Consider the following 18,883-nt stretch of genomic DNA (forward strand, 5'->3'; position numbering starts at 1 on the left):
CTCCCAGATTCGTGGGCTTACGGTTGTTAGGATGCCTAAAGTGCGTTCGCTCAGTCTTTGGCCTTATACATTGGCACGGAGTAACTGCTGACGACCACTTCTCCCGGCGAACGGTTCGCCTGAGATCCACGCGCCCAATCTGTTTGAGTCCGATCGTCGGATCCGACACGAACGTTGGAGATCTTGCTCGCGCGGCTTTGTTGGTAACCGTCGCTGTCAATGTCGCGTTGTCCAATGGTGGTAGTATCTGCTGCTCGACCGTTTTGCGTCTGCGCATAAGCAAGATGGACTAAGCAGAAGGAGAGGGCTGCTGCACCAATCCCCAGCTTGAGAGTTTTCAAGTTCGGTAACGGGTTATTCATTCGGGTGACTCATGATCTTGTGCTCTAAGGAATCGGGCCACTTCGATGCGCTCCATGACCAGATTGTCCGCACGACCCGGCACAAGCTGCTCATCCAAACGCTATCGCTGATGAGAAAAGTCGGGCAGACAAGCGCGATTCAGTAGAACTGTCACACGCCATTTCCACGCTGTTACTGGCCGACCATTCGAATCAGAACCTTTTCATGGCCCGCGAAACGCCGGCACCTAGCGGGAGGTCAGCCTCGACTAGGATCGATTAGGAACTTCTCCCCGGTCGCTTTCCGATTGAAGGCGCGCAGTACCTCAGGATTCAACGCTTCGGCCAGGCCGACGGTGCGCGTGTAGTGACTAGCGAAGGTCGTAGTCAATTCCTCCACAACACGCTGACGAAGGCGTTGCATAGTTGCAGGATCGATTCTGCGCAAATAATGAAATAACAGCCACGCCGAGACGCTCCATGCGTACCCGAGCGCGGAGCGGTCGAGAACGGTCGGCGCCGGGTCGAGGCTGCCATAGATGTAGAGCTGCTTGAGGACGTCCGAGCCGTATCGGCTGTAGGTGCCCGAATTTCGGGAAGCCGCGCTTTCCATGGCTAGCAAAATGTCGCTGCCTAACTTGCCGCCGCCAACAGCATCAAACGCGATCGTCGCGCCGGTCTCAGCGACGGCGTCAAGCAGAGACGTACCGAACCGCTCGTCCTTCATGTTGAGTACGTGACTGGCGCCGAGATCTCGAAGAATGCGCATCTGCGGGTCGGAGCGCACAATGTTCACCAACGGGATGCCGTCGGCGAGGCATATACGCTGCAGCATCTGGCCAAGGTTGGACGCGGCAGGATTGTGAATGATCGCTCGATGACCGTTTCGGTTGGCGGTTTCAACGAAGCCCAGCGCGGTGAGCGGGTTGATAAACATTGACGCACCATCGGCTGCGCAGGCACCCTCGGGTAGTGCGATTGCATCAGCCACCTTGATCTTGCGGTAGTCGGCGTACATGGCGCCGCCGAACATGCCGACGCGCCTGCCTTGGAGCAACGTCGCATTTCTTCCAGCCGCTATCACTGTGCCAGCCCCTTCGTTGCCGACTGGAAGCGACTTACCGATCCGACCGGCGATTGAAGCCAGGTGCGCCCGGGGCACCGTGAGCTTCACTTGCGACAGGCTCCCAGATTCATTTGTCTCGATCGATGAGAGATCCGCAGGGCCCAGGAGCAATCCAATATCACTTGGATTGACCGGCGTGGCTTCAACGCGCACCACGACTTCATCATCGCCCGGTTCTGTCACTTCGACTGTGTCGAGCGAAACGGTAAGCGTGCCGCACCTGTCTACGGTCGATCGCAATTCTCGTCCCATCCAACCCATTGCTTGCCTCCGTCTCATGCGTTCAATTGGGCATCTTTCATACAATGAACCGTTCGAAATCGATTTCGATTTTGACGAAGCATAACATGAACGAGTTCCGCGCGCGCAAGCGGGAGGCAAGAGGGTATTAGCTCAATGGAGATGAAAAGGGACAGCTACTGAATCGCAGTCGCCGCGCCCCCAAAGGCAGAGCAGATGGGAAGTAATGCGCAGGCAACTGCTCAATAGTTCAGGAAATCATCGCATTAAAGGATCTTCGCGGCGGGGATAGACGCTTGAGCAGGTCATCTACTTGAGTTCACCACGCCGTGCTTTTCGGTGAGGCTGGTCGTTGCTTTTGCGACACGCGCGTTCATCATCGCGAACGAGTAGACGAATGGAAAAGCTGCGCACCGCAGACTGCGCGGAAGTCGATATACCGTAAGGTGGACTGCAACGACGGCTCAGCATTACGACGGCGTACCGATTCAACTCGGACGAGCGCGCAGGTCGGGGAGCAGTGTTCCACCTTTTTAAGCCCGCAACGCGCGTGGCCGCCTGGGCGTGCTTGTATCGCCGCGCGCGGGAATTCGGCGCGGGCCATCGGAAGCTCGGATCATCAACTCAGGCTCCCAGATTTCCTGGAGCGAATGCGGTGACGCCCCTTCGAGCCGTTGAAGCAACATTTCCGCCATCCGCTTTCCGGCTCGATGCGTCTCGGCTGAGAAGGTGGTCAGTGCGGGTTGGACATAGCGCCCGATCGGATGATTATCGCCGCCGATCACGCCTACGTCGTGCCCGGGGGCCCTCCCGGTCTCCGCGATCCCCGAAGCACCCCGAGTGCGATTAGATCGTGACCGCACACGATCGCGGTGGGCGGGTCGGCCAATTGCAGCAGACGGCGTGCGGCCTGGGCGCCGCCTTCTTCCGATATATCCGCCTCGATACAAAGCGATTGGTCAAACTCAATTCCAGCTGCCCGCAAGGCCTCTGAATAGCCCAATCTCTCGAGGTGGCTAAACATAAGGTACTCCGGAGCATGGACTAATGCGATTCGGCGATGCCCCAGCGCGATGAATCTCCCGCAGCCGGTGCGCCCAACGACCTGATGATCTATGTCGACAAACGGAAACGCATCCGATGTCTCACTTCGGCCAAAAGCGACGAATGGAATGTCGCGCTCGAGCAGATACGCGATGCGTTCGTCCTGCCGACGGGTGCGTCCGAAGAGTATTGCGTCCACACGCTGCCGTTCGATAAGCCGCTTGAACAGGTCGAGTTCCGTCTCCACGCTACGCCCGGATGCAACGATCACCTGAAGACCGCTGTTTTCCATCGCGTCGTTCACACCCATCAGCATGTCCAAGAAGAAAGGGTGAGCAAAGGATGTCTGCGGCGGCGAGACCACGAACGCGACCGTGTCGGCCGTTTGGCGGCGTAAGCGACGCGCGGCCGGGTCGGGGCAGAAGCTATAGCGCTCGGCGGCCTCCAGAACCCGCTTGCGCGTTGCCGCACTCACGTCTTCGCGGCCATTTAGCGCCTTCGAGACGGTGCTAACGGACAGCTTTAGCTTCGCTGCGAACTCTTGGATGTTCATATGGGCTGCGCTCTTCCATGTCTGCTTCGTCGAGGCGTCGAAAACGATTTTTGGCATTTTACCCTTTCTGAGACCACAGCGTGCGGGTTAACGTTCTGTTTTAAGAAATCGATTTCGGCCAGTGTTTTCGTCGACAGCGGGTCGGTGTTTACCCGCCTCGAACGTCGTCTAACTAGTCGTCGAGCCTCGGCGTGACCGGGCCAGAAACCCTGTCTGCCTTACCTCTGCAAGACGCAAGAGACCAGATCACAGACTAAAACGATTTCGGAACGAAACAGTCGATGCTTGAACTTTTCGTGACCGGGTGCTAACTTGTATTCGAAATCGTTTTCGACAAACGATGGCGGCGCGGCAAATCCATGCCGAACATGTTTATTCCATGGTGAACACCTTGATCGAATATATCGTCACACCCAACGCACCTCTGCCGCGCGGACACTACGCTCAGGCTACCAAGGCCAATGGTCTTGTCTTCGTGTCCGGACAGTTGCCACTCAAGAATCAGGACGGCGTTGCTTTACCTGAAGGACTCGACGCACAGGTTCATCAGGCGTTGTCCAACATGCGCGAGGTTCTGCTTGCGGCAGGAAGCGATGTGGACAAACTGCTGAGCGTACAGATCTATGTGTCCGATATCGAAAACTGGCCGCGGGTGAACGAACTCTATCGCGCCTTCATCGGCGAAAACGCACCCGCTCGCACAGTCGTGCCGTGCGGCTATTTGCACTATGGCGCGCAAATCGAAATTAGCGCCATCGCCCTTTCTGGCGCGCCGATTCAATAAGAAAAACGCTGGCGCGACAAGAGCGCATGGAACACACATCCACGGAGTTCAGTGAGGAGAGAATCATGCAGGCGCTTAACTGGTACAAGGAAGCGGCTCCGGCCGAGCGGCGTACGTTTTGGGGATGCTTTTGCGGCTGGACACTGGACAGCTTTGACAATCAGGTGCTGTCGTTTTTGTTGCCCGCGCTTATGGCAGCGTGGCACTTCTCGAAAACCGAAGCGGGGCTTATCGCCACCTCATCTTTGCTCGCAGCCGCCGTTGGTGGATGGATCTCGGGCATCCTGAGCGATCGTCACGGTCGCGTGCGGGTGTTGACGGGCTCGATTATCTGGTTCACAGCGTTCAGCGTCGCTGCAGGATTCACAACTTCATATCACCAGTTACTCATCGTGCGTGCACTGCAGGGGCTGGGGTTCGGTGCGGAATGGGCCGTCGGTGCCGCCTTGATGGCGGAGGTCATTAACCCGATCCACCGAGGTAAGGCACTTGGGCTCGTGCAGAGCGGCTTCTCTGTCGGCTGGGCACTCGCTGCTGTCATCACGGGGTTGCTGCTCGCATATCTTCCTGCTTCGATCGCATGGCGTTCGGCGTTTTGGGTCGGTGTTGTGCCGGCGCTCGTTGTGCTGCTGATCCGCCGATACATACCCGAGCCCGAAGTGTTCCGCGAGATGAAGAAGGCTACGGGCGGTGCCGTTGTGGCAACGTGGCGTTCGTCTTTTCGCCGAGATGTGCGACGGTGGAGTCTGCTCGCAGCGCTGCTCGTCACTGGACTCCAGGCCAGCAGTTACGCGATCATGATCTGGCTTCCGACGATGCTCATTCAGGTCCGGCACTTGCCGGTGTCGAGTGTTGCAATGATGGCGACGATGATGAGCGTCGGCTCGTTCATCGGCCAGGTCGGTTTCGCTTACCTCAACGACTCATTCGGCCGCCGCTTCACCGCAATCGCCTTTTGCATCTTTTCCGCGTCGATCACAGCCTGCTACCTCTTCGTCCCGATGGATCCGTGGATGCTCGCGCTGCTGGGCTTTCCGGTGGGCATGGGCATCAACGGTGCCTTTGCCGGAATCGGGCCGATGCTCTCGGAACTGTTCCCCACGGAGATCCGCACCACCTGCATGGGATTTTCTTACAACGTCGGCAAGTCGGTCGGCGCCATGAGCGTCGCTTTGGTCGGAGCCGTTGCCGAGCGCATGGGCATGGTTGGATCGATCGCGCTTTTTAGCTTCGTTGGCTACTTCTGCGCGCTGCTTGCGTTGACGTTCCTGCCCGAAACACGCGGGCGGGACCTTTCCAACGTCGTCGCTGACAACGAATCCTTGGAACAAGCAGACTTGCTCGAGCAGGTCAGCGCCACGCGCAGATGAACGTCTGACCCAATAGACGTCGGAAACATGGAGACACGTATGAGCAGTGAATCGGGGGTCGAATTTTACGATCCCGCCGAGGGGCATGGCCTGCCGCATGACCCCTTCAAGGCGATTGTCGCGCCTCGCCTGATCGGCTGGGTGTCGACGCGTTCGCCGCAGGGACAGCCGAACCTTGCGCCGTACAGTTTCTTCGGTGCATTTGCGAGTTCGCCGCCCATCATCGGCTTCGCGAGCGAAGGGCGGAAAGACAGTTTGCGCAATATCGAGGCAACGCGTGAATTCGTGTGGAACCTCGCGACCCGGCCACTTGCGGAGCAGATGAACCTGACCTCCGCCACCGTTGGGCCGGAAATCGATGAATTCCAGCTGACGGGGCTCACGCCTGCGGAGGGTCGGAATGTGTCGGTGCCGCGGGTAGGTGAATCGCCAGCGGCGCTTGAGTGCCGATTGTTGCAGGTTATACACCTTCTTGATCTGCACGGGAGCCCGACCGACAGCTGGCTTGTACTTGGTCAGGTCGTGGGCGTGCACATTCAGAAGGCTTATCTGAAAGACGGTTTGTTCGATACGCGTGCCGCGCAGCCGATTATGCGGGCTGGCTATCGAGCGGACTACGCGCAGATCGGCGAGATGTTCGAGATGTATCGGCCGGTAATATGAGCGATTCCTACAAGTTCGAGAACATGCGCCTTGGAACGAAAACGATTTCGACAGTGAGATTGAAATGACTCAAATCGACAACGAAGTATCGATGATCCGCGAAACTGCCCGCCGCTTCGTGCGCAACCGGCTTGTTCCGCTTGAACAGCAAATTGAGACGGACGATGACGTAAGTCACGAGTTGCTTGCCCAACTGCGATCCGAAGTCGCGGCCCTCGGCCTGTACGGGTTTAACCTTCCAGAGAGTATCGGTGGCCCCGGGCTATCGGCTGCAGCAAAAGTGGCCATTCTCGAGGAGCTCACATACACGTCTGTCCCGTTGAGCGAGGTGTTCGGCCATCTGCCGCTTCAACTGTCTCAGGCGAACGACCGTCAACGCGCCGAGCTGTTGCCCGAGATCCTCGCCGGCCGAAAGATTGTCACGTATGCGCTGACGGAGCCTAACGCCGGCTCAGATCTCGGTGGCCTGCGCACGCGTGCAGAACGGGCGTCGGGCGGATGGGTACTCAACGGAAGCAAACATTTCATTTCTCACGCGGAGACGGCCGACTACATCATCGTGCTTGCCGTAACCGATGCAGGCGCATCCCTCAAGGGTAAGCTCAGTACTTTCATCGTCCGCAAGGGAAATCCGGGTGTAGTCGGCATGACGCGCTACCGCAAGATGGGATGGCGAGGCTACCACCTCAATGGTTTCACGCTCGAAAACTGCTTCGTTCCCGAGGAGGACTTGCTGGGCGAGGTCAATGCGGGCTTCCTCGGCATGATGCAGTCGATCAACCAGGATCGCTTATTGTCGGCGAGCCGTTCGCTTGGTCTTTCGGCACGGGCCCAGACGATGGCCTGTGAGTATGCGCAAGAGCGCAAGGCATTCGGCGCGCAGCTTTCCCAACATCAGGCAATCCAGTTCATGGTTGCTGATAACGATGTGGAAATCGAAGCGGCACGCATGCTGATTGGCGCGGCGGCGCAGATGATCGAAGACGCCGATCCGCGCGCACATGTCGCTGCATGCCGCGCGAAGCTTTATGCGAGCGAGATGGGTTGCCGCGTGACCGATCGCGTGCTCCAGATCTTTGGCGGCATGGGTTACATGACAGAACTGCCTATTGAACGTTTTTACCGCGACGCGCGTGCATTCCGCATTGGTGAAGGTACGTCAGAGATGCAACGCATCCAGATTGCGCGTGCTGCCTTCGCATCGGGAGGTCATCATGGCCTTTGACCTGCTCGACGCGGGAAACCTCGAACTGCCCGCTCTGCATCACGGAGTGCATAGTTATACGCGCGGCGATCTGGGACTTGCGGGGCGGCGTGCCGCGTCATTTCTTCATGAACTCGGTGTAAGACGAGGCGACACCTTCGCGGTGTGGCTTCCCGATGGCGCTGTATGGATGCAACTCTTCTTCGGCGCAGCTCAACTTGGCGCTCTGATGGTGCCAGTGAGCACCCGCTTCCGAAAGCAGGAAGCGCTGCATGTCGTGAAAACATCGAAGGCGCGTGTTCTCTTCGTGCCAAAGCGTTTTCTCGATTTTGACTACGCCGGCTCGGCGCGCGAGATCGACGCTTCGTGCGAGGCGTTGAGCCATGTCGTCGAAATCGAACGATTCGACGGTCTCGCATGGAGCGAGCGCGAACCTTACCCACATTGGGACGGGCGTGATACCGATCTTCTCTGCACTTTTATGACCTCGGGCACGACGGGGCAACCGAAGCTCGCGGCACACACGGCGGGCGGAATTGCTCGTCATGCGCGCAATGTCGGTTCTTACAACGATATGCGAACGAACGACGTAGTGCTCTGCGCGCTGCCTCTTTATGGCGTGCTTGGTTTCGTGCAGGCTATCGCGGCCCTCGCATCGGGCGCTGCGTGCGTGTTACTGCCCGTGTTTAAAGCGGACGCTGCAGCGGCGGCTATCGAACGGCATCGCGTCACGCATTTCTTCGGTTCGGACGCCATGTTCGACATGGTGCTCAACGCTGGAGACTACTCCCTTGCTACCTGGCGCCGCGGCGCATTCCCGGAATATGCAGGCCTTGGTCGCAGTGTCATCGCCAAGGCGTGGGACGCTTGGGGGGTTCGACTGACAGGTTTGTACGGCATGTCCGAATGTTTCGCGATGGCGGCGATGCGCGACCCGCAAGGCGACGCGGGAGCAGCGGGGGACGCCCGGAGGCAGACCGATCTCGCCCGAGATCGCCTTCCGAATTGCCGACCCGGAGAGCGGAGAGACGCTTGCAGACCGTCAACAGGGCGAACTGCAACTGCGCGGCTACAACATTATGGCAGGTTACCTCAACAATCCCGCTGCAACGGCGGCAACCTTCACCGCGGACGGCTGGTTCAAGACGGGCGATTTAGCCTACGCCGATGGTGGCTCTTTCCGCTATGTCGGCCGCATTAGGGACAGTCTGCGCCTGCGAGGCTACCTGGTTGATCCGTCGAAATCGAGTCCTTCCTCACGCAGCATTCCGGCGTAGAGGCGGCCCAGGTCGTCGGCGTACACGTCGAAGGAGAAGGGGACGTCGCGGTCGCATTCATTCGCGCGTCCACGACACCCGAAACTGAGGAGGCGTTGCTTGCCTGGTGCAAGCAAGGCATCGCCGGTTTCAAGGTGCCTCGCCGCATCATCGCAGTTGAGGCGTTTCCGCAAAAGGAAGGTCCTAACGGCGTCAAAATCCTGAGAAACGAGTTGCGTGAAATGGCCGGACGTTGTCTCGGTATTGCGCAGCCGGCATCGGTATGACATGGGAGATTCGACAAATGAAGCAAGCTGACATTCGCTCCGACATTGCGTGGGCGACACCAAAGAAGGTAGTTATTCACGGTCTCGATTTGTGCGACGACATTGTTGGGAAGATTGACTTTGGCCAAATGGCGTTCTTGCAATTATTCGCGCGCCTGCCGCAGGAGCGTGAGCTACGCATGTTCAACGCGATGATGGTCATTCTTGTCGAGCATGGCATCACGCCTTCGTCACTCGCCACTCGCATGACGTATGCGGGCGCGCCGGAAGCCGTTCAGGCGGCCGTGGCTGCAGGTTTGCTTGGTCTCGGCTCGGTTTTCGTGGGTTCGCTTGATAACGCTGCCCGACTATTGCAAGAGTCGATTCCCAACCCGGAGAATGCGCCCGACATCGATGCACTCGCCCGCCTGATTGTCGAGAGCTACCGTGAACGCAAGGAGATTTTGCCGGGAATCGGGCATCCGTTTCACAAGCCGATTGACCCGCGCGCGCCGGCGCTCTTCAAAGTCGCTAAAGAGACCGGCTACGATGGCCCCTACATCCGCCTCATGACTGCGATCGGCACAGAGGCGGAACACAAGCTTGCTCGCGCGCTGCCGGTGAATGTCACGGGCGCGATGGCGGCGGTGGCGTCTGAAATGGGCATTCCGTGGCGCATCTGCCGTGGGTTGGCCGTTGCAGCTCGCGCGGTTGGCTTGGTCGGTCACGTACTTGAAGAGATGCGGCAGCCATTCGCGACCGCCCTATACCTTCGTACGGAGCACGAAGCGAGCGCACATCTGATCCCAACGCAAGACCGAGAACAATCGTGAGTGCGCCGCTGCCAAACGCCTTTCGCTTCTGGACCGAAGAGAAGCTAAGGAATGCGGATACCGACCAATTCCGGCATGTCAACAATGCGGTGATCGCAACGTTCTTCGAAGCGGCGCGGATGGAGATCTTCTCACCGCCGCAGATTCGTTCACTGATGGATGGCGCGAATCTCGCAGTTGTCAGACTACTAATCGAATTTCGCACGGAGTTGCATTTTCCCGGCCACGTTGGCGTCGGAAGCGCGGTCATCGAAGTGGGAAATACATCGTTCAGAGTGCGGCAGAGCATGTTCGATGACCATGACGAGACGCTTTGCGCTACGGCGGAAGCGGTTTGTGTCCTTGTACACGGTGAGACCGGACGTCCGCATCCGATTGCACCCGAACTTCGGGCATATCTTTCCAAGGACGCCGAGAAGGAGACTTACTCATGACGACAGGCACGGTTATGTATGAGCGGCTCGGAGATATCGCGCTCGTGACGCTGAATGATCCGAGCCGCCGCAATGCGCTGTCCCGCGAGATCGTCCGTGGCGTGTCAGCCGCTTTGGACCGGGCGCTGGAGGACGGCGCTCGCGCGGTCGCTATCGCCGCAAACGGGCCCGCGTTTTGTGCCGGCGCAAACATCGACGATCTCCGTTCTGGATGGATGGAAAGTCCGCCGCCCGACGAAGATCCCGCACTGATGTTTAAGCGCATTGCAGAGTTCGAGCGACCGGTCATTGCGGCGGGTTCACGGCCCGGCAATAGGGGGTGGCATGGAACTCACCCTCGCCTGCGATCTGGTTGTCGCAAGCACCACCGCATGGCTGTCGATGCCTGAATTGGGGCACGGTGTCATTCCGAACACTGGCGTCGCGCTGTTGTCCGCGGATCGTCGGATTGCGCCGCGCATTTGATCTCATCCTGACGCGCAGACGTGTTCCGATCGAGGAAGCGCTGGAACTCGGCCTGGTGAACTGCGTGGTTTCTTCCGAGGAACTGAGCGACAGCGTTCTGTCTTTGGCGCATCAGGTGGTTGACACTGTGCCGCCCGGCGCGTTGAGAGCGGCCAAGCTCAACCTTTGCGCACACGCGGGGATAGATTGGGAGCGCGTCGTGAGCTCGCCACGAGATGTGCCGAAAGAAGAGTGGCAGGAAGGGCTCGATGCCTTCACTCAGAAGCGGAACCCCAACTACGCACGCTTTTGGAGCTTGAGGTGCAACGCTGTGCTATGCATTGAAGGGAGATCAAAGTGAAAGTACTCGTATCGGTCAAGCGTTCGGTGGATCCCAACGTGAAGGTGAGCGTCAAACGTGACAACACCGGCGTCGATATTTCGAACGTCAAAATGTCGATGAATCCGTTCGACGAAATAGCAGTGGAAGAAGCGGTACGCTTGAAGGAAGCGGGCGTCGCGACGGAAGTGGTCGCGGTGTCAGCAGGCAACGCGCAATCTCAAGGAAACGCTGCGCACTGCTCTGGCCATTGGCGCGGATCGCGCGATCCTAATCGAATCAACCGGGGAGTTGCAGCCTCTCGCTGTGGCAAAGCTCCTCAAGGCGATCATCGACAAAGAGCAGCCTTCTCTCGTCTTGCTAGGCAAGCAGGCGATCGACGACGACTCGAATCAAACGGGTCAGATGCTTGCTGCGCTGGCGCGCTTTCCCCAGGCGACTTTCGCATCGAAGGTCACCATTGCGGACGGGAAGGCCACAGTTGAACGCGAACTGGACGGTGGCGGCAGAAACGCTGTCGCTCAGGCTTCCCGCAGTGGTGACGACCGATTTGCGTCTGAACGAGCCGCGCTACGTCACGCTACCGAACATCATGAAGGCCAAAAAGAAGCCACTCGAAATCATCTCATCCGGATCGCTCGGGGTCGATGTTTCCCCGCGTCTGGAGACACTGAAGGTCACCGAGCCACCGAAGCGCGCCGCTGGCGTGAAGGTCGCTAACGCGAAGGAACTGGTCGCAAAACTGACATCCGAAGCTAAAGTGCTTTGACGCTCGAATGGGCGGAGAACGAACATGACGATTCTTGTTATCGCTGAACACGACAACCAAACGCTTAATGCGTCGACGTTAAACACCATCCGGCGCCGCGGCCGTGATCGCGACTTTTACCAATCATCCGATTCATGTGCTCGTCGCAGGACACGGTGCAAAAGCCGGTCGCAGAAGAGGCCGCGAAAGTGGCGGGGGTCGAAAAGGTGCTTCTCGCCGATGCTCCTCGGCTTGCTGAAGGCCTTGCGGAGCCTGTCGAAGCCACGCTCGTGGATCTTGGCAAAGACTATTCGCACATCTTGGCGCCTGCGACTGCCTATGGGGAAAAACATTGCGCCGCGCGTTGCAGCCCGGCTGGATGTCGCTCAAATCAGTGAGGTCATATCTGTTACTGATGTCGACACGTTTGAGCGGCCAATCTATGCGGGAAATGCCATCGCGTTGGTTCGGTCTCGCGATCCGATCAAGGTGCTGACGGTTCGTGCAACCGCTTTTGATCCCGCGGCATGTGAGGGCGTTGGTGCTTCGATTGAAGGGATTCGCGCAGCCGATGATGAGGGCCTGTCGCAATTCGTGAGCCGGGAGGTGACAAAGCTGGACCGGCCTGAACTGACATCGGCGAACGTGATCGTGTCCGGTGGACGCGGCCTGGGCAGCGGCGAGAGCTACCGGGCCGTGCTGGAGCCTCTGGCTGATCGGCTTGGCGCGGCGATGGGCGCGTCACGAGCGGCAGTCGACGCTGGGTTCGTACCCAACGACTATCAGGTCGGCCAGACGGGAAAGATCGTTGCGCCGCAGTTGTATATTGCGGTCGGCATATCCGGTGCGATCCAACATCTCGCAGGCATGAAGGACTCGAAAGTGATCGTGGCGATCAACCGAGACGAAGAGGCGCCCATCTTTAGCGTTGCGGACTATGGCCTTGTTGGTGACCTCTTTGAGTGCGTTCCTGCGCTGCTCGACGAGTTGGATGCGCCGCGATGAACGCGCAACTTCCGATCCGCGCAGAATCCGGCCTGAGGCCTATCCACAACTCTCGCTTACAGGGCAGGGCGATCGCTAATGCGGAAGATGCGGAGTTGTGGCGATGGTTTTCCCTGTTGGTGCATGACTCACGCATTCGATGGATACACGCGCACGAAGGCTGGCTTGTATCCATCGACCATCGGCACGTAGCTACTGAGTCGTCCTTCGACGAAGCAATGCGCTCGGCGATGTTGCGCTTTAAGGAGCGGTCCGGACACCAACAAACAAAGTTTTGATTTCGGCTCTTTCGAGTCGATGCTTTCCGTTCAAAGAACGAACAACTTATAGCTAACGATGACTTTTCAAACGATCAACCCGGGCAACCGGGAAACTTGTGAAGGAATTCCCTCTTCAATCTGATGATCAGGTCTTTGCGGCCTTGGATGCTGCCCACAGGCGCTATCATGAAGACTGGAAGCAGCGTCCTGTGGCGGAACGTGCTCGCATCGTCGCTCGCGCTGCGAAGATTCTCCGTGAGAAGCGAGATGAGTACGCTACGCTGCCTACCCTCGAAATGGGGAAGGTTACCCGTTTCAGTTATCTCGAAGTCGATCTCGTAGCTGACATCCTCGACTATTACGCGCAAAACGGCGAAGCGTTCCTGAAGGCACAGCCGGTCCCTGGGGAGCCCGACGCGACAATCCTGGCCGAACCCATTGGTGTTGGTTCTCGCCATTGAGCCATGGAACTTTCCGTACTATCAACTGGCTCGTGTCGCGGCGCCCCAACTGATCGCAGGCAATGTCGTCCTGATGAAGCACGCCGAGAACGTCCCGCAATGCGCGCTCGCTTTTGCGCGCTTATTCGAGGAGGCCGGCGCGCCAGAAGGCGTGTACACCAATCTATTCTGCAGCATCGATCAAGTCGCGAAGCTAGTAGACGACTTCCGCGTGCGCGGCCGTCGCGCTGACGGGAAGCGAGCGAGCGGGCGCGTCCGTGGGCGAGCGTTGCGGGGCGAAGTCTCAGAAGGTGATACTTGAACTGGGTGGAAGTGATCCTGCGCTTATCCTCGAAGGCGCCCCGCTGGATCATGCCGTCGAGCAAGTTGTGATGGGGCGCACGTTCAACTCGGGGGCAAGGATGCGTGAACATCAAGCGCGTCATCGGTGGTCGGGAAGGACCGTGGGCTTCTATGCTCGCGATGTTGAAAGAGAAATTTGCGGCGATCAAAGTCGGCGATCCGACGGACGAGTCTACGGTGCTCGGGCCGCTCGTCAGTGAACGCGCGCTTCAAGGCCTGCTGACACAGATCGATGAGGCCAGAGCCGCGGGCGCCCGCATCGTGCATGGAGGTAAGCGGGTGGAGCGTGATGGCTTTTATCTTGAGCCTACGATCATCACGGATATCGCAGAGGCCAACCCGCTGTTTCAACAGGAAGCGTTCGGTCCGGTATTGTCCTTTTATATCGTCGATAGCGAGCAGGAAGCTATCCGGTTGGCCAATGCGACAAAGTACGGACCTGGGCGGGTATGTCTTCGATGCAGACGTCGGCCACGCGAAGGATGTTGCAAGGCAGATCGAATCTGGCATGGTCTACATCAATTCCTGCTTCGCCGATTCGCCGAAACTGCCCTTCGGCGGCATCAAGAACTCCGGGTTCGGCGTGAACTGTCCGAGCTAGGTATGGGTGAATTTCTTAATAGAAAACTTATTCGCGTGTCAGGCGCCGCATAAGGCACCAGGGGAGAACTCTCATGCATACGAGAAAAGGGGCTGTCTGTGCGGTGCGGTGCGCTACGTCTTGAAGGGGGAGCCGCAGGCGACCGCAATCTGTCACTGCACTCACTGCCAGAAGCAGAGCGGGAGCTTGTTTTCGTACAACTTGTTCGTTCAGGAAAGCGATTACGAGCAGCAAGGCGACACGGTGTTCTTTGAAGATCAAGGCGACAGCGGACAGCCTTCGTATCGGCACTTCTGCGGACAATGCGGGTCGCCAATTCTCACCAAGGTCGCGCTGATGCCAGGGGTCGTGTTAGTGAAGGCTGGTACGTTAGATAGCCTTGAAAGAATTCTGCCTCCAGGGACGGAAATATACACTGATCGTGCGGCAGAATGGCTTTCGTCTTTTAAGGGCGCGAAACGATTCCCGCGAAGTCCGTAGCTCGTGCCGCAGTCGGTGGGGACACGAGCGACAGCCAGCGCCGCCGTGGTTTGACATAATAAGTATGATAATTGGTGCCATACCATACGTGCAGGGAACGCGCCTAGCAAGCTCGCCAGATGGTTTGGAGGAGAGCATGTCGCCCAACTTGAGCCCGTTGGGGATCGAGGTTCGTCGAGCGAATCGGGAACTGGCAGGGCGCGGGCGAACGTGGAGGTTCTCCGCCCCAGAGAAGGGCCGTCCTGGGTGCCCAGGTTCAAATTCCGGACTGCCCCCAAACTAAAGTCTAACCGGGCGACGGTGGGTAGAGCTTCCTGGCGTGGGTGAAGTCCACGACTTTGATGAAGTCATTATGGACTTCGTAGATCGTGAGGTAATTTGGATGCGATACGATCTCGCGTGTGCCCGGAACCCGACCGGGGCGGCCCGGAGTTCGGGAAGAAGGCTACAGGCTCGAGCGATCTTTCGACCTGTTCGAAAAGCCTTTCTGCTGCGCCTTCGTCCTTTTCGGAAATGAAGAAGAGGTATTCGAGGAAGAGCTCGCGGGCCTCATCGGCCCAGACAATCGGAAGCCGCGTCAATCACGCTTCCCCGCATTCTTCGCGCGCTGCGCATCGAGAAGCGCCCGCGCTTCATTCATGACCTGCTCGTGTGGCACGCTTTGCTTGACGCTGTTTCTCGCACGCTCGACGCGCTCACACAACGCGCGGTCGAAGGCTTCAGCTTCTTCGACCGTGTCGTGCTCGTGGATGTAAGGATCGAGTCGGGTTCCCATGGCGATTCTCGGTTTGTTCGTAACGTCATGATAGCGCGCTTACCTTGACCCGTCAGGGAGTCACGAAACCCAAAGCGTCTCATCCGATCTTCTAGGCCGAAAGGCGACGATGCATCATAGCTGGATGCTATTATAGTGAATGCTACTATTAGTATGAACTATAGAATTGACGCTTCAGGAATAGAGTGAATGAAGTCCAATTTACAACGGAGGGCAGGGCTTCGTGCCACAAGATTTTGGCGACTTTGACGACGATGACGAGGATTTCGGCGCCCTGCCGGACCCTGAGGTTGCGCGCATCGTACTCGAACTTGACCGCTCCATCATGCGCAACCGCCGCGCGCGGCCCTGCGCCAGATCGTGCAGGGCCAGCCCGTGTCGCAGCCGGTCAAACCGAGCCGCGTTGAATTGCTGGTGCTTACGGCACTGGTGCTGACCTACGGGCCCGTGTTGTTTGGCAGCGACTTCGCTCTGGTGCTCGAACAGATCGCGGAGTGTGGCGCCGTGGTCCTGTTGCAGCAGGTGGTGTTCGCGGACATGGGGGGGATGGGGGCGCAGGCAGCGAAGACAGCAAGGATCGCGGATCGTCTCGCGCCTGCAGGACGCGGCGACCGATGTTCGAGGCGCTGTGCCGCAAGTTTCCGGAAGCCTTCCTAGCGGACGCGCGGGGCCCTGCTAAAACGCTTCACGACGCGGACCTGATTTGCACGGAAAGCGTCGCGATCGGTGACCGCGCGGCCAGCGCCAATGACATGTGTCGAAGTGAACCGAAGTTTCGGGAAATTGACATAATTAGGTATCCGAAATAATGTTTGATAAGTTAGGTTATGTCAAGTTATAAGGATAACGAATTGGTTCGACGCCAGAGTTTGAATTTTCAGCGGCTAATCCCTTAGTTGCATTGCAGGGAGATAAACTCCTGCAAGCCTCTTTTCGCCGTGCCGAAGACTCCTATCCGCGGATAAACGCGAGAATGTCCGCGTTAATCGTATCGGCATTCGTCGTGTGCATACCGTGCGGATAGCCGGGATAAATTTTGAGCGTACTGTTCTTCAGTAACTTGGCCTGAAGTAGCGCTGCGTTTTTGTACGGAACCACCTGATCATCGTCGCCTTGAATCACGAGCGTCGGCACCGTAATAGATTCCAGATCCTCAGTCTGATCGGTCTCGGAGAACGCCTTGATGCCTTCGTAGTGAGCTTTGGCGCTTCCCATCATGCCTTGACGCCACCAGTTCTGAATGATGCCTTGGGAGATCTTCGCATCAGCGCGGTTGTAGCCGTAGAAAGGACCGGTTGGCACGTCGATATAGAACTGCGCACGATTTGCGGCGAGCCCCTCGCGCAGGCCGTCCAAGATTTCGATTGGCGCGCCTTCGGGGCTCTTCGCAGTCTTGACCATCAACGGGGGCACCGAACTGATGAGAACCGCTTTGGCTACGCGATCCTGCGGCTGGCCAAACTTCGCGACGTAGCGTGCAACTTGGCCACCGCCGGTCGAATGGCCACATGAACTGCGTTCTTTAGGTCTAAATGTTCGACCACTGCCGAGGCGTCAGCAGCATAGTGATCCATATCGTGCCCTTCGCTAACTTGGCTCGACCGGCCGTGGCCGCGGCGATCGTGAGCTACGACGCGAAAGCCTTGGGACAAAAAGAAGAGCATCTGTGCATCCCAATCATCAGCGCTCAATGGCCAGCCGTGGTGAAAGACAATGGGTTGTGCGTCCTTCGGCCCCCAATCCTTGAAGAAGATGCTCGTACCGTCCTTCGTCGTGACAAATGACATGATCAGCCTCCTAGTCGTAGGGAATCAGAAAATTCGATCTACTTCCTCACCTTGCGCGTCGAACTGAGATAAGCGAACCCAGTCACGCGCCCTTGCCCATGTCGAGCGAAGGTTGCTGTACGCGTCGACCTCCAGCGAACAGCTCGCTCAGTGACCCCCGAAGCGTGACAAATCACGCCTTTGGGTATCACTCTTGCTAGGCAAGACGTCGGTCGTCGGTACACATCGATCGTCGAAACCGTAACATTCAATATAGGTTTAAGGTCAAGCACTACGATCCCGGGTCTCGCAAACGGGTCTTACGTAAGGAGGGGTGTCTATCGCACCCCACTCTTCCCGGATCAGTTCAAGGCCCCTTCGATAAGGCGTGACCTCGAACTCGGGAAATCGGCTCTTGAACTTAGTAGAGTCAAAAAGATTATCTACTTCATATCGAGGTAGCAATTCCCTGATTTCGCGAACTTGTTTCGAGAATATCCCCGCGGCAGTCAAGGTCCATTTGCCAAGTACAGTGTACCCGTACGGCCGGCCAAAGATCTGGCAGGCCAGCGCGACAAACTGCTTGTAGGTCAGTCGGTCGTCGCAACATGGCAGATGCCAAGATTGACCGAACGCATCCGGTGCATTTCCGAGCGTTGCCAGCGCACGGCTCGCATCGGGTGTCCAAATAAGCGTGCGTCGCGTATCGTCCCGCACCGGAACTCGAAGTCTCTTTCCGGCTTTCAGCTTATCGATGATTAATGCATTTGTGACGCTTTGCGTTTTTTCTGGACCGTAGAATTCGGGAGCCCGACCGATCAATACCGGTATATCTGCGCGCTTCATTTCTTCAAGCACCATTCCCGCCATCGCGGCGCGTACCCGTCCCTTGCGTCCGACCGGAGCGAACGGCGTTTCCTCCGTCTGCGGGGTGTTATTTTGCGGATACATGTAAGTGTTGTCGAAGTAGGCGAATCTAGCGCCCGCCGCTCGGCTCGCTGCCAAAGCGTTTTTCAACATCAGCGGGAACTGCGTTTCCCACAGCCGCGTATCGGGCGGAAGACCCGCGGTGAAATAGACAATACGGCTGCCCTTGACCGCTTTCGCGGTTTGAACTGGATCAAGAAGATTGGCCGATACCAAGGTATCCGCATCGGCGACTTTTCGTGGGGTGCGGCTCACAAGCCGTATATCGCTTGTATAGTTACGTCGAAGTTCGCGCGCCAGTTCGATAGCGATTTGGCCATTCGCTCCCAATATCGTCTGCATTGCATCTACCTTGGTGAAAAGCTCGTGAAAATATAAGTAGCCGAGTATCTCTGCTTCGGTGTCGCGCTTTAAGCGTATGTGCGACCGTCAACTGCCGGATGGCTTTCCCGACTACGACAAGATGCAGCCCATCCTGAAGATTCAGAAAGCGTAACCTTAAAGTAAAGTTGAGAGTCAACTGTTGTTTTGGCTCTGATGGATGAGAATTGAGACTAGCAAGTTTATGCGGACCGAGCGCTCCAGAATCTGGTTCTGTGAATCCACGGCTTGATCCCGAC

20 protein-coding genes and 5 pseudogenes are annotated in these 18,883 nt (G+C 57.8%); 18 read left to right on the forward strand and 7 right to left on the reverse strand.

Translation table 11 applies throughout. From position 1 onward, the window contains the following. Positions 1-50: 50 nt before the first annotated feature. The 4 genes from NK8_RS41565 to NK8_RS41575 form a co-directional block, all read right to left on the reverse strand. The gene (locus NK8_RS41565) at positions 51-362 is read right to left on the reverse strand and encodes a hypothetical protein (protein WP_213233854.1); all 312 of its coding nucleotides are present in this window, start codon (positions 360-362) and stop codon (positions 51-53) included. 238 nt (positions 363-600) lie between these two features. After that, positions 601-1,728: an NADH oxidase gene (locus NK8_RS41570; protein WP_213233855.1), complete on the reverse strand. Its 1,128-nt coding sequence runs from the start codon at positions 1,726-1,728 to the stop codon at positions 601-603. Between the two features lie 512 nt (positions 1,729-2,240). Next, a complete protein-coding gene (locus tag NK8_RS43570; protein WP_367657852.1) occupies positions 2,241-2,570 on the reverse strand; it encodes a substrate-binding domain-containing protein in 330 nt (109 codons plus the stop codon). Continuing rightward, positions 2,495-3,361 carry a LacI family DNA-binding transcriptional regulator gene (locus NK8_RS41575; RefSeq protein ID WP_301549942.1) on the reverse strand — a complete coding sequence of 289 codons (867 nt, stop codon included), beginning with the start codon at positions 3,359-3,361 and terminating at the stop codon, positions 2,495-2,497. The genes NK8_RS43570 and NK8_RS41575 overlap by 76 nt, the downstream gene beginning before the upstream one ends. Positions 3,362-3,644: 283 nt before the next feature. Between NK8_RS41575 and NK8_RS41580 the strand changes: the two genes are divergently transcribed. From NK8_RS41580 to NK8_RS41635, 18 genes and pseudogenes are all read left to right on the forward strand, one after another. Further along, entirely contained in the window at positions 3,645-4,088 is a 444-nt protein-coding gene (locus NK8_RS41580; protein WP_225936609.1) for a RidA family protein, read from the forward strand. A gap of 65 nt (positions 4,089-4,153) precedes the next feature. Continuing rightward, on the forward strand, positions 4,154-5,458 hold the full coding sequence (locus NK8_RS41585) for an MFS transporter (protein WP_187608321.1): 1,305 nt from the start codon (positions 4,154-4,156) through the stop codon (positions 5,456-5,458). Between the two features lie 39 nt (positions 5,459-5,497). Next, positions 5,498-6,121 carry a flavin reductase family protein gene (locus tag NK8_RS41590; RefSeq protein ID WP_187608322.1) on the forward strand — a complete coding sequence of 208 codons (624 nt, stop codon included), beginning with the start codon at positions 5,498-5,500 and terminating at the stop codon, positions 6,119-6,121. Between the two features lie 64 nt (positions 6,122-6,185). Further along, positions 6,186-7,346: an acyl-CoA dehydrogenase family protein gene (locus NK8_RS41595; protein WP_213233856.1), complete on the forward strand. Its 1,161-nt coding sequence runs from the start codon at positions 6,186-6,188 to the stop codon at positions 7,344-7,346. Further along, on the forward strand, positions 7,336-8,526 hold the full coding sequence (locus NK8_RS41600) for an AMP-binding protein (RefSeq protein WP_367657853.1): 1,191 nt from the start codon (positions 7,336-7,338) through the stop codon (positions 8,524-8,526). The genes NK8_RS41595 and NK8_RS41600 overlap by 11 nt, the downstream gene beginning before the upstream one ends. Before the next feature lie 42 nt (positions 8,527-8,568). Beyond that, complete coding sequence (locus NK8_RS43320; RefSeq protein ID WP_225936720.1) at positions 8,569-8,868, forward strand: hypothetical protein; 300 nt, start codon at positions 8,569-8,571, stop codon at positions 8,866-8,868. Positions 8,869-8,885: 17 nt separating this feature from the next. Next, a complete protein-coding gene (locus tag NK8_RS41605) occupies positions 8,886-9,680 on the forward strand; it encodes a citryl-CoA lyase (protein WP_187608325.1) in 795 nt (264 codons plus the stop codon). Then, positions 9,677-10,114: a thioesterase family protein gene (locus tag NK8_RS41610; protein ID WP_187608326.1), complete on the forward strand. Its 438-nt coding sequence runs from the start codon at positions 9,677-9,679 to the stop codon at positions 10,112-10,114. Before NK8_RS41605 ends, NK8_RS41610 begins: the two co-directional genes overlap by 4 nt. Beyond that, entirely contained in the window at positions 10,111-10,503 is a 393-nt protein-coding gene (locus NK8_RS43580) for an enoyl-CoA hydratase/isomerase family protein (RefSeq protein WP_301549943.1), read from the forward strand. The genes NK8_RS41610 and NK8_RS43580 overlap by 4 nt, the downstream gene beginning before the upstream one ends. Beyond that, positions 10,439-10,919 (forward strand): annotated as a pseudogene (locus tag NK8_RS43585) (enoyl-CoA hydratase/isomerase family protein). Before NK8_RS43580 ends, NK8_RS43585 begins: the two are co-directional and overlap by 65 nt. Then, a pseudogene (locus NK8_RS41620) lies at positions 10,916-11,667 on the forward strand (electron transfer flavoprotein subunit beta/FixA family protein). The pseudogenes NK8_RS43585 and NK8_RS41620 overlap by 4 nt, the downstream one beginning before the upstream one ends. 24 nt (positions 11,668-11,691) lie before the next feature. Next, positions 11,692-12,651 (forward strand): annotated as a pseudogene (locus tag NK8_RS41625) (electron transfer flavoprotein subunit alpha/FixB family protein). Positions 12,652-13,027: 376 nt separating this feature from the next. Beyond that, positions 13,028-13,372 carry an aldehyde dehydrogenase family protein gene (locus NK8_RS43590; RefSeq protein ID WP_301549944.1) on the forward strand — a complete coding sequence of 115 codons (345 nt, stop codon included), beginning with the start codon at positions 13,028-13,030 and terminating at the stop codon, positions 13,370-13,372. Beyond that, positions 13,353-13,673: an aldehyde dehydrogenase family protein gene (locus NK8_RS43595; protein ID WP_301549945.1), complete on the forward strand. Its 321-nt coding sequence runs from the start codon at positions 13,353-13,355 to the stop codon at positions 13,671-13,673. Before NK8_RS43590 ends, NK8_RS43595 begins: the two co-directional genes overlap by 20 nt. Beyond that, positions 13,630-13,914 (forward strand): aldehyde dehydrogenase family protein, encoded by a 285-nt coding sequence (locus NK8_RS43600; RefSeq protein ID WP_301549946.1) that lies wholly within the window; start codon positions 13,630-13,632, stop codon positions 13,912-13,914. Before NK8_RS43595 ends, NK8_RS43600 begins: the two co-directional genes overlap by 44 nt. Next, a pseudogene (locus NK8_RS43605) lies at positions 13,796-14,092 on the forward strand (aldehyde dehydrogenase family protein); the annotation flags it as partial. The gene NK8_RS43600 and the pseudogene NK8_RS43605, both read left to right, overlap by 119 nt. A gap of 43 nt (positions 14,093-14,135) precedes the next feature. Continuing rightward, positions 14,136-14,315: an aldehyde dehydrogenase family protein gene (locus NK8_RS43610; protein WP_301549947.1), complete on the forward strand. Its 180-nt coding sequence runs from the start codon at positions 14,136-14,138 to the stop codon at positions 14,313-14,315. A gap of 108 nt (positions 14,316-14,423) precedes the next feature. After that, a complete protein-coding gene (locus NK8_RS41635) occupies positions 14,424-14,795 on the forward strand; it encodes a GFA family protein (RefSeq protein WP_225936714.1) in 372 nt (123 codons plus the stop codon). Between the two features lie 577 nt (positions 14,796-15,372). Here NK8_RS41635 and NK8_RS41640 read toward each other — a convergent pair. From NK8_RS41640 to NK8_RS41650, 3 genes and pseudogenes are all read right to left on the reverse strand, one after another. Further along, positions 15,373-15,570 (reverse strand): hypothetical protein, encoded by a 198-nt coding sequence (locus NK8_RS41640; protein ID WP_008344620.1) that lies wholly within the window; start codon positions 15,568-15,570, stop codon positions 15,373-15,375. A 951-nt stretch (positions 15,571-16,521) separates the two neighbouring features. After that, positions 16,522-17,357, reverse strand: a pseudogene (locus NK8_RS41645) (alpha/beta fold hydrolase). A gap of 264 nt (positions 17,358-17,621) precedes the next feature. Next, entirely contained in the window at positions 17,622-18,605 is a 984-nt protein-coding gene (locus NK8_RS41650; protein ID WP_213233860.1) for an NAD-dependent epimerase/dehydratase family protein, read from the reverse strand. Positions 18,606-18,883 lie beyond the last annotated feature (278 nt).

The organism is Caballeronia sp. NK8 (assembly GCF_018408855.1).
Taxonomy (GTDB): Bacteria; Pseudomonadota; Gammaproteobacteria; order Burkholderiales; family Burkholderiaceae; genus Caballeronia.

Excerpts from the sequence above, each read along its gene's own strand:
- NK8_RS41565 (WP_213233854.1), bottom strand. The coding sequence starts at position 362 with ATGAATAACCCGTTACCGAACTTGAAAACTCTCAAGCTGGGGATTGGT.
- NK8_RS41570 (WP_213233855.1), bottom strand. The coding sequence starts at position 1,728 with ATGGGTTGGATGGGACGAGAATTGCGATCGACCGTAGACAGGTGCGGC.
- NK8_RS41575 (WP_301549942.1), bottom strand. The coding sequence starts at position 3,361 with ATGCCAAAAATCGTTTTCGACGCCTCGACGAAGCAGACATGGAAGAGC.
- NK8_RS41580 (WP_225936609.1), top strand. The coding sequence starts at position 3,645 with ATGGCGGCGCGGCAAATCCATGCCGAACATGTTTATTCCATGGTGAAC.
- NK8_RS41585 (WP_187608321.1), top strand. The coding sequence starts at position 4,154 with ATGCAGGCGCTTAACTGGTACAAGGAAGCGGCTCCGGCCGAGCGGCGT.
- NK8_RS41590 (WP_187608322.1), top strand. The coding sequence starts at position 5,498 with ATGAGCAGTGAATCGGGGGTCGAATTTTACGATCCCGCCGAGGGGCAT.
- NK8_RS41595 (WP_213233856.1), top strand. The coding sequence starts at position 6,186 with ATGACTCAAATCGACAACGAAGTATCGATGATCCGCGAAACTGCCCGC.
- NK8_RS41600 (WP_367657853.1), top strand. The coding sequence starts at position 7,336 with ATGGCCTTTGACCTGCTCGACGCGGGAAACCTCGAACTGCCCGCTCTG.
- NK8_RS41605 (WP_187608325.1), top strand. The coding sequence starts at position 8,886 with ATGAAGCAAGCTGACATTCGCTCCGACATTGCGTGGGCGACACCAAAG.
- NK8_RS43580 (WP_301549943.1), top strand. The coding sequence starts at position 10,111 with ATGACGACAGGCACGGTTATGTATGAGCGGCTCGGAGATATCGCGCTC.
- NK8_RS43610 (WP_301549947.1), top strand. The coding sequence starts at position 14,136 with ATGCGACAAAGTACGGACCTGGGCGGGTATGTCTTCGATGCAGACGTC.
- NK8_RS41640 (WP_008344620.1), bottom strand. The coding sequence starts at position 15,570 with ATGGGAACCCGACTCGATCCTTACATCCACGAGCACGACACGGTCGAA.
- NK8_RS41650 (WP_213233860.1), bottom strand. The coding sequence starts at position 18,605 with ATGCAGACGATATTGGGAGCGAATGGCCAAATCGCTATCGAACTGGCG.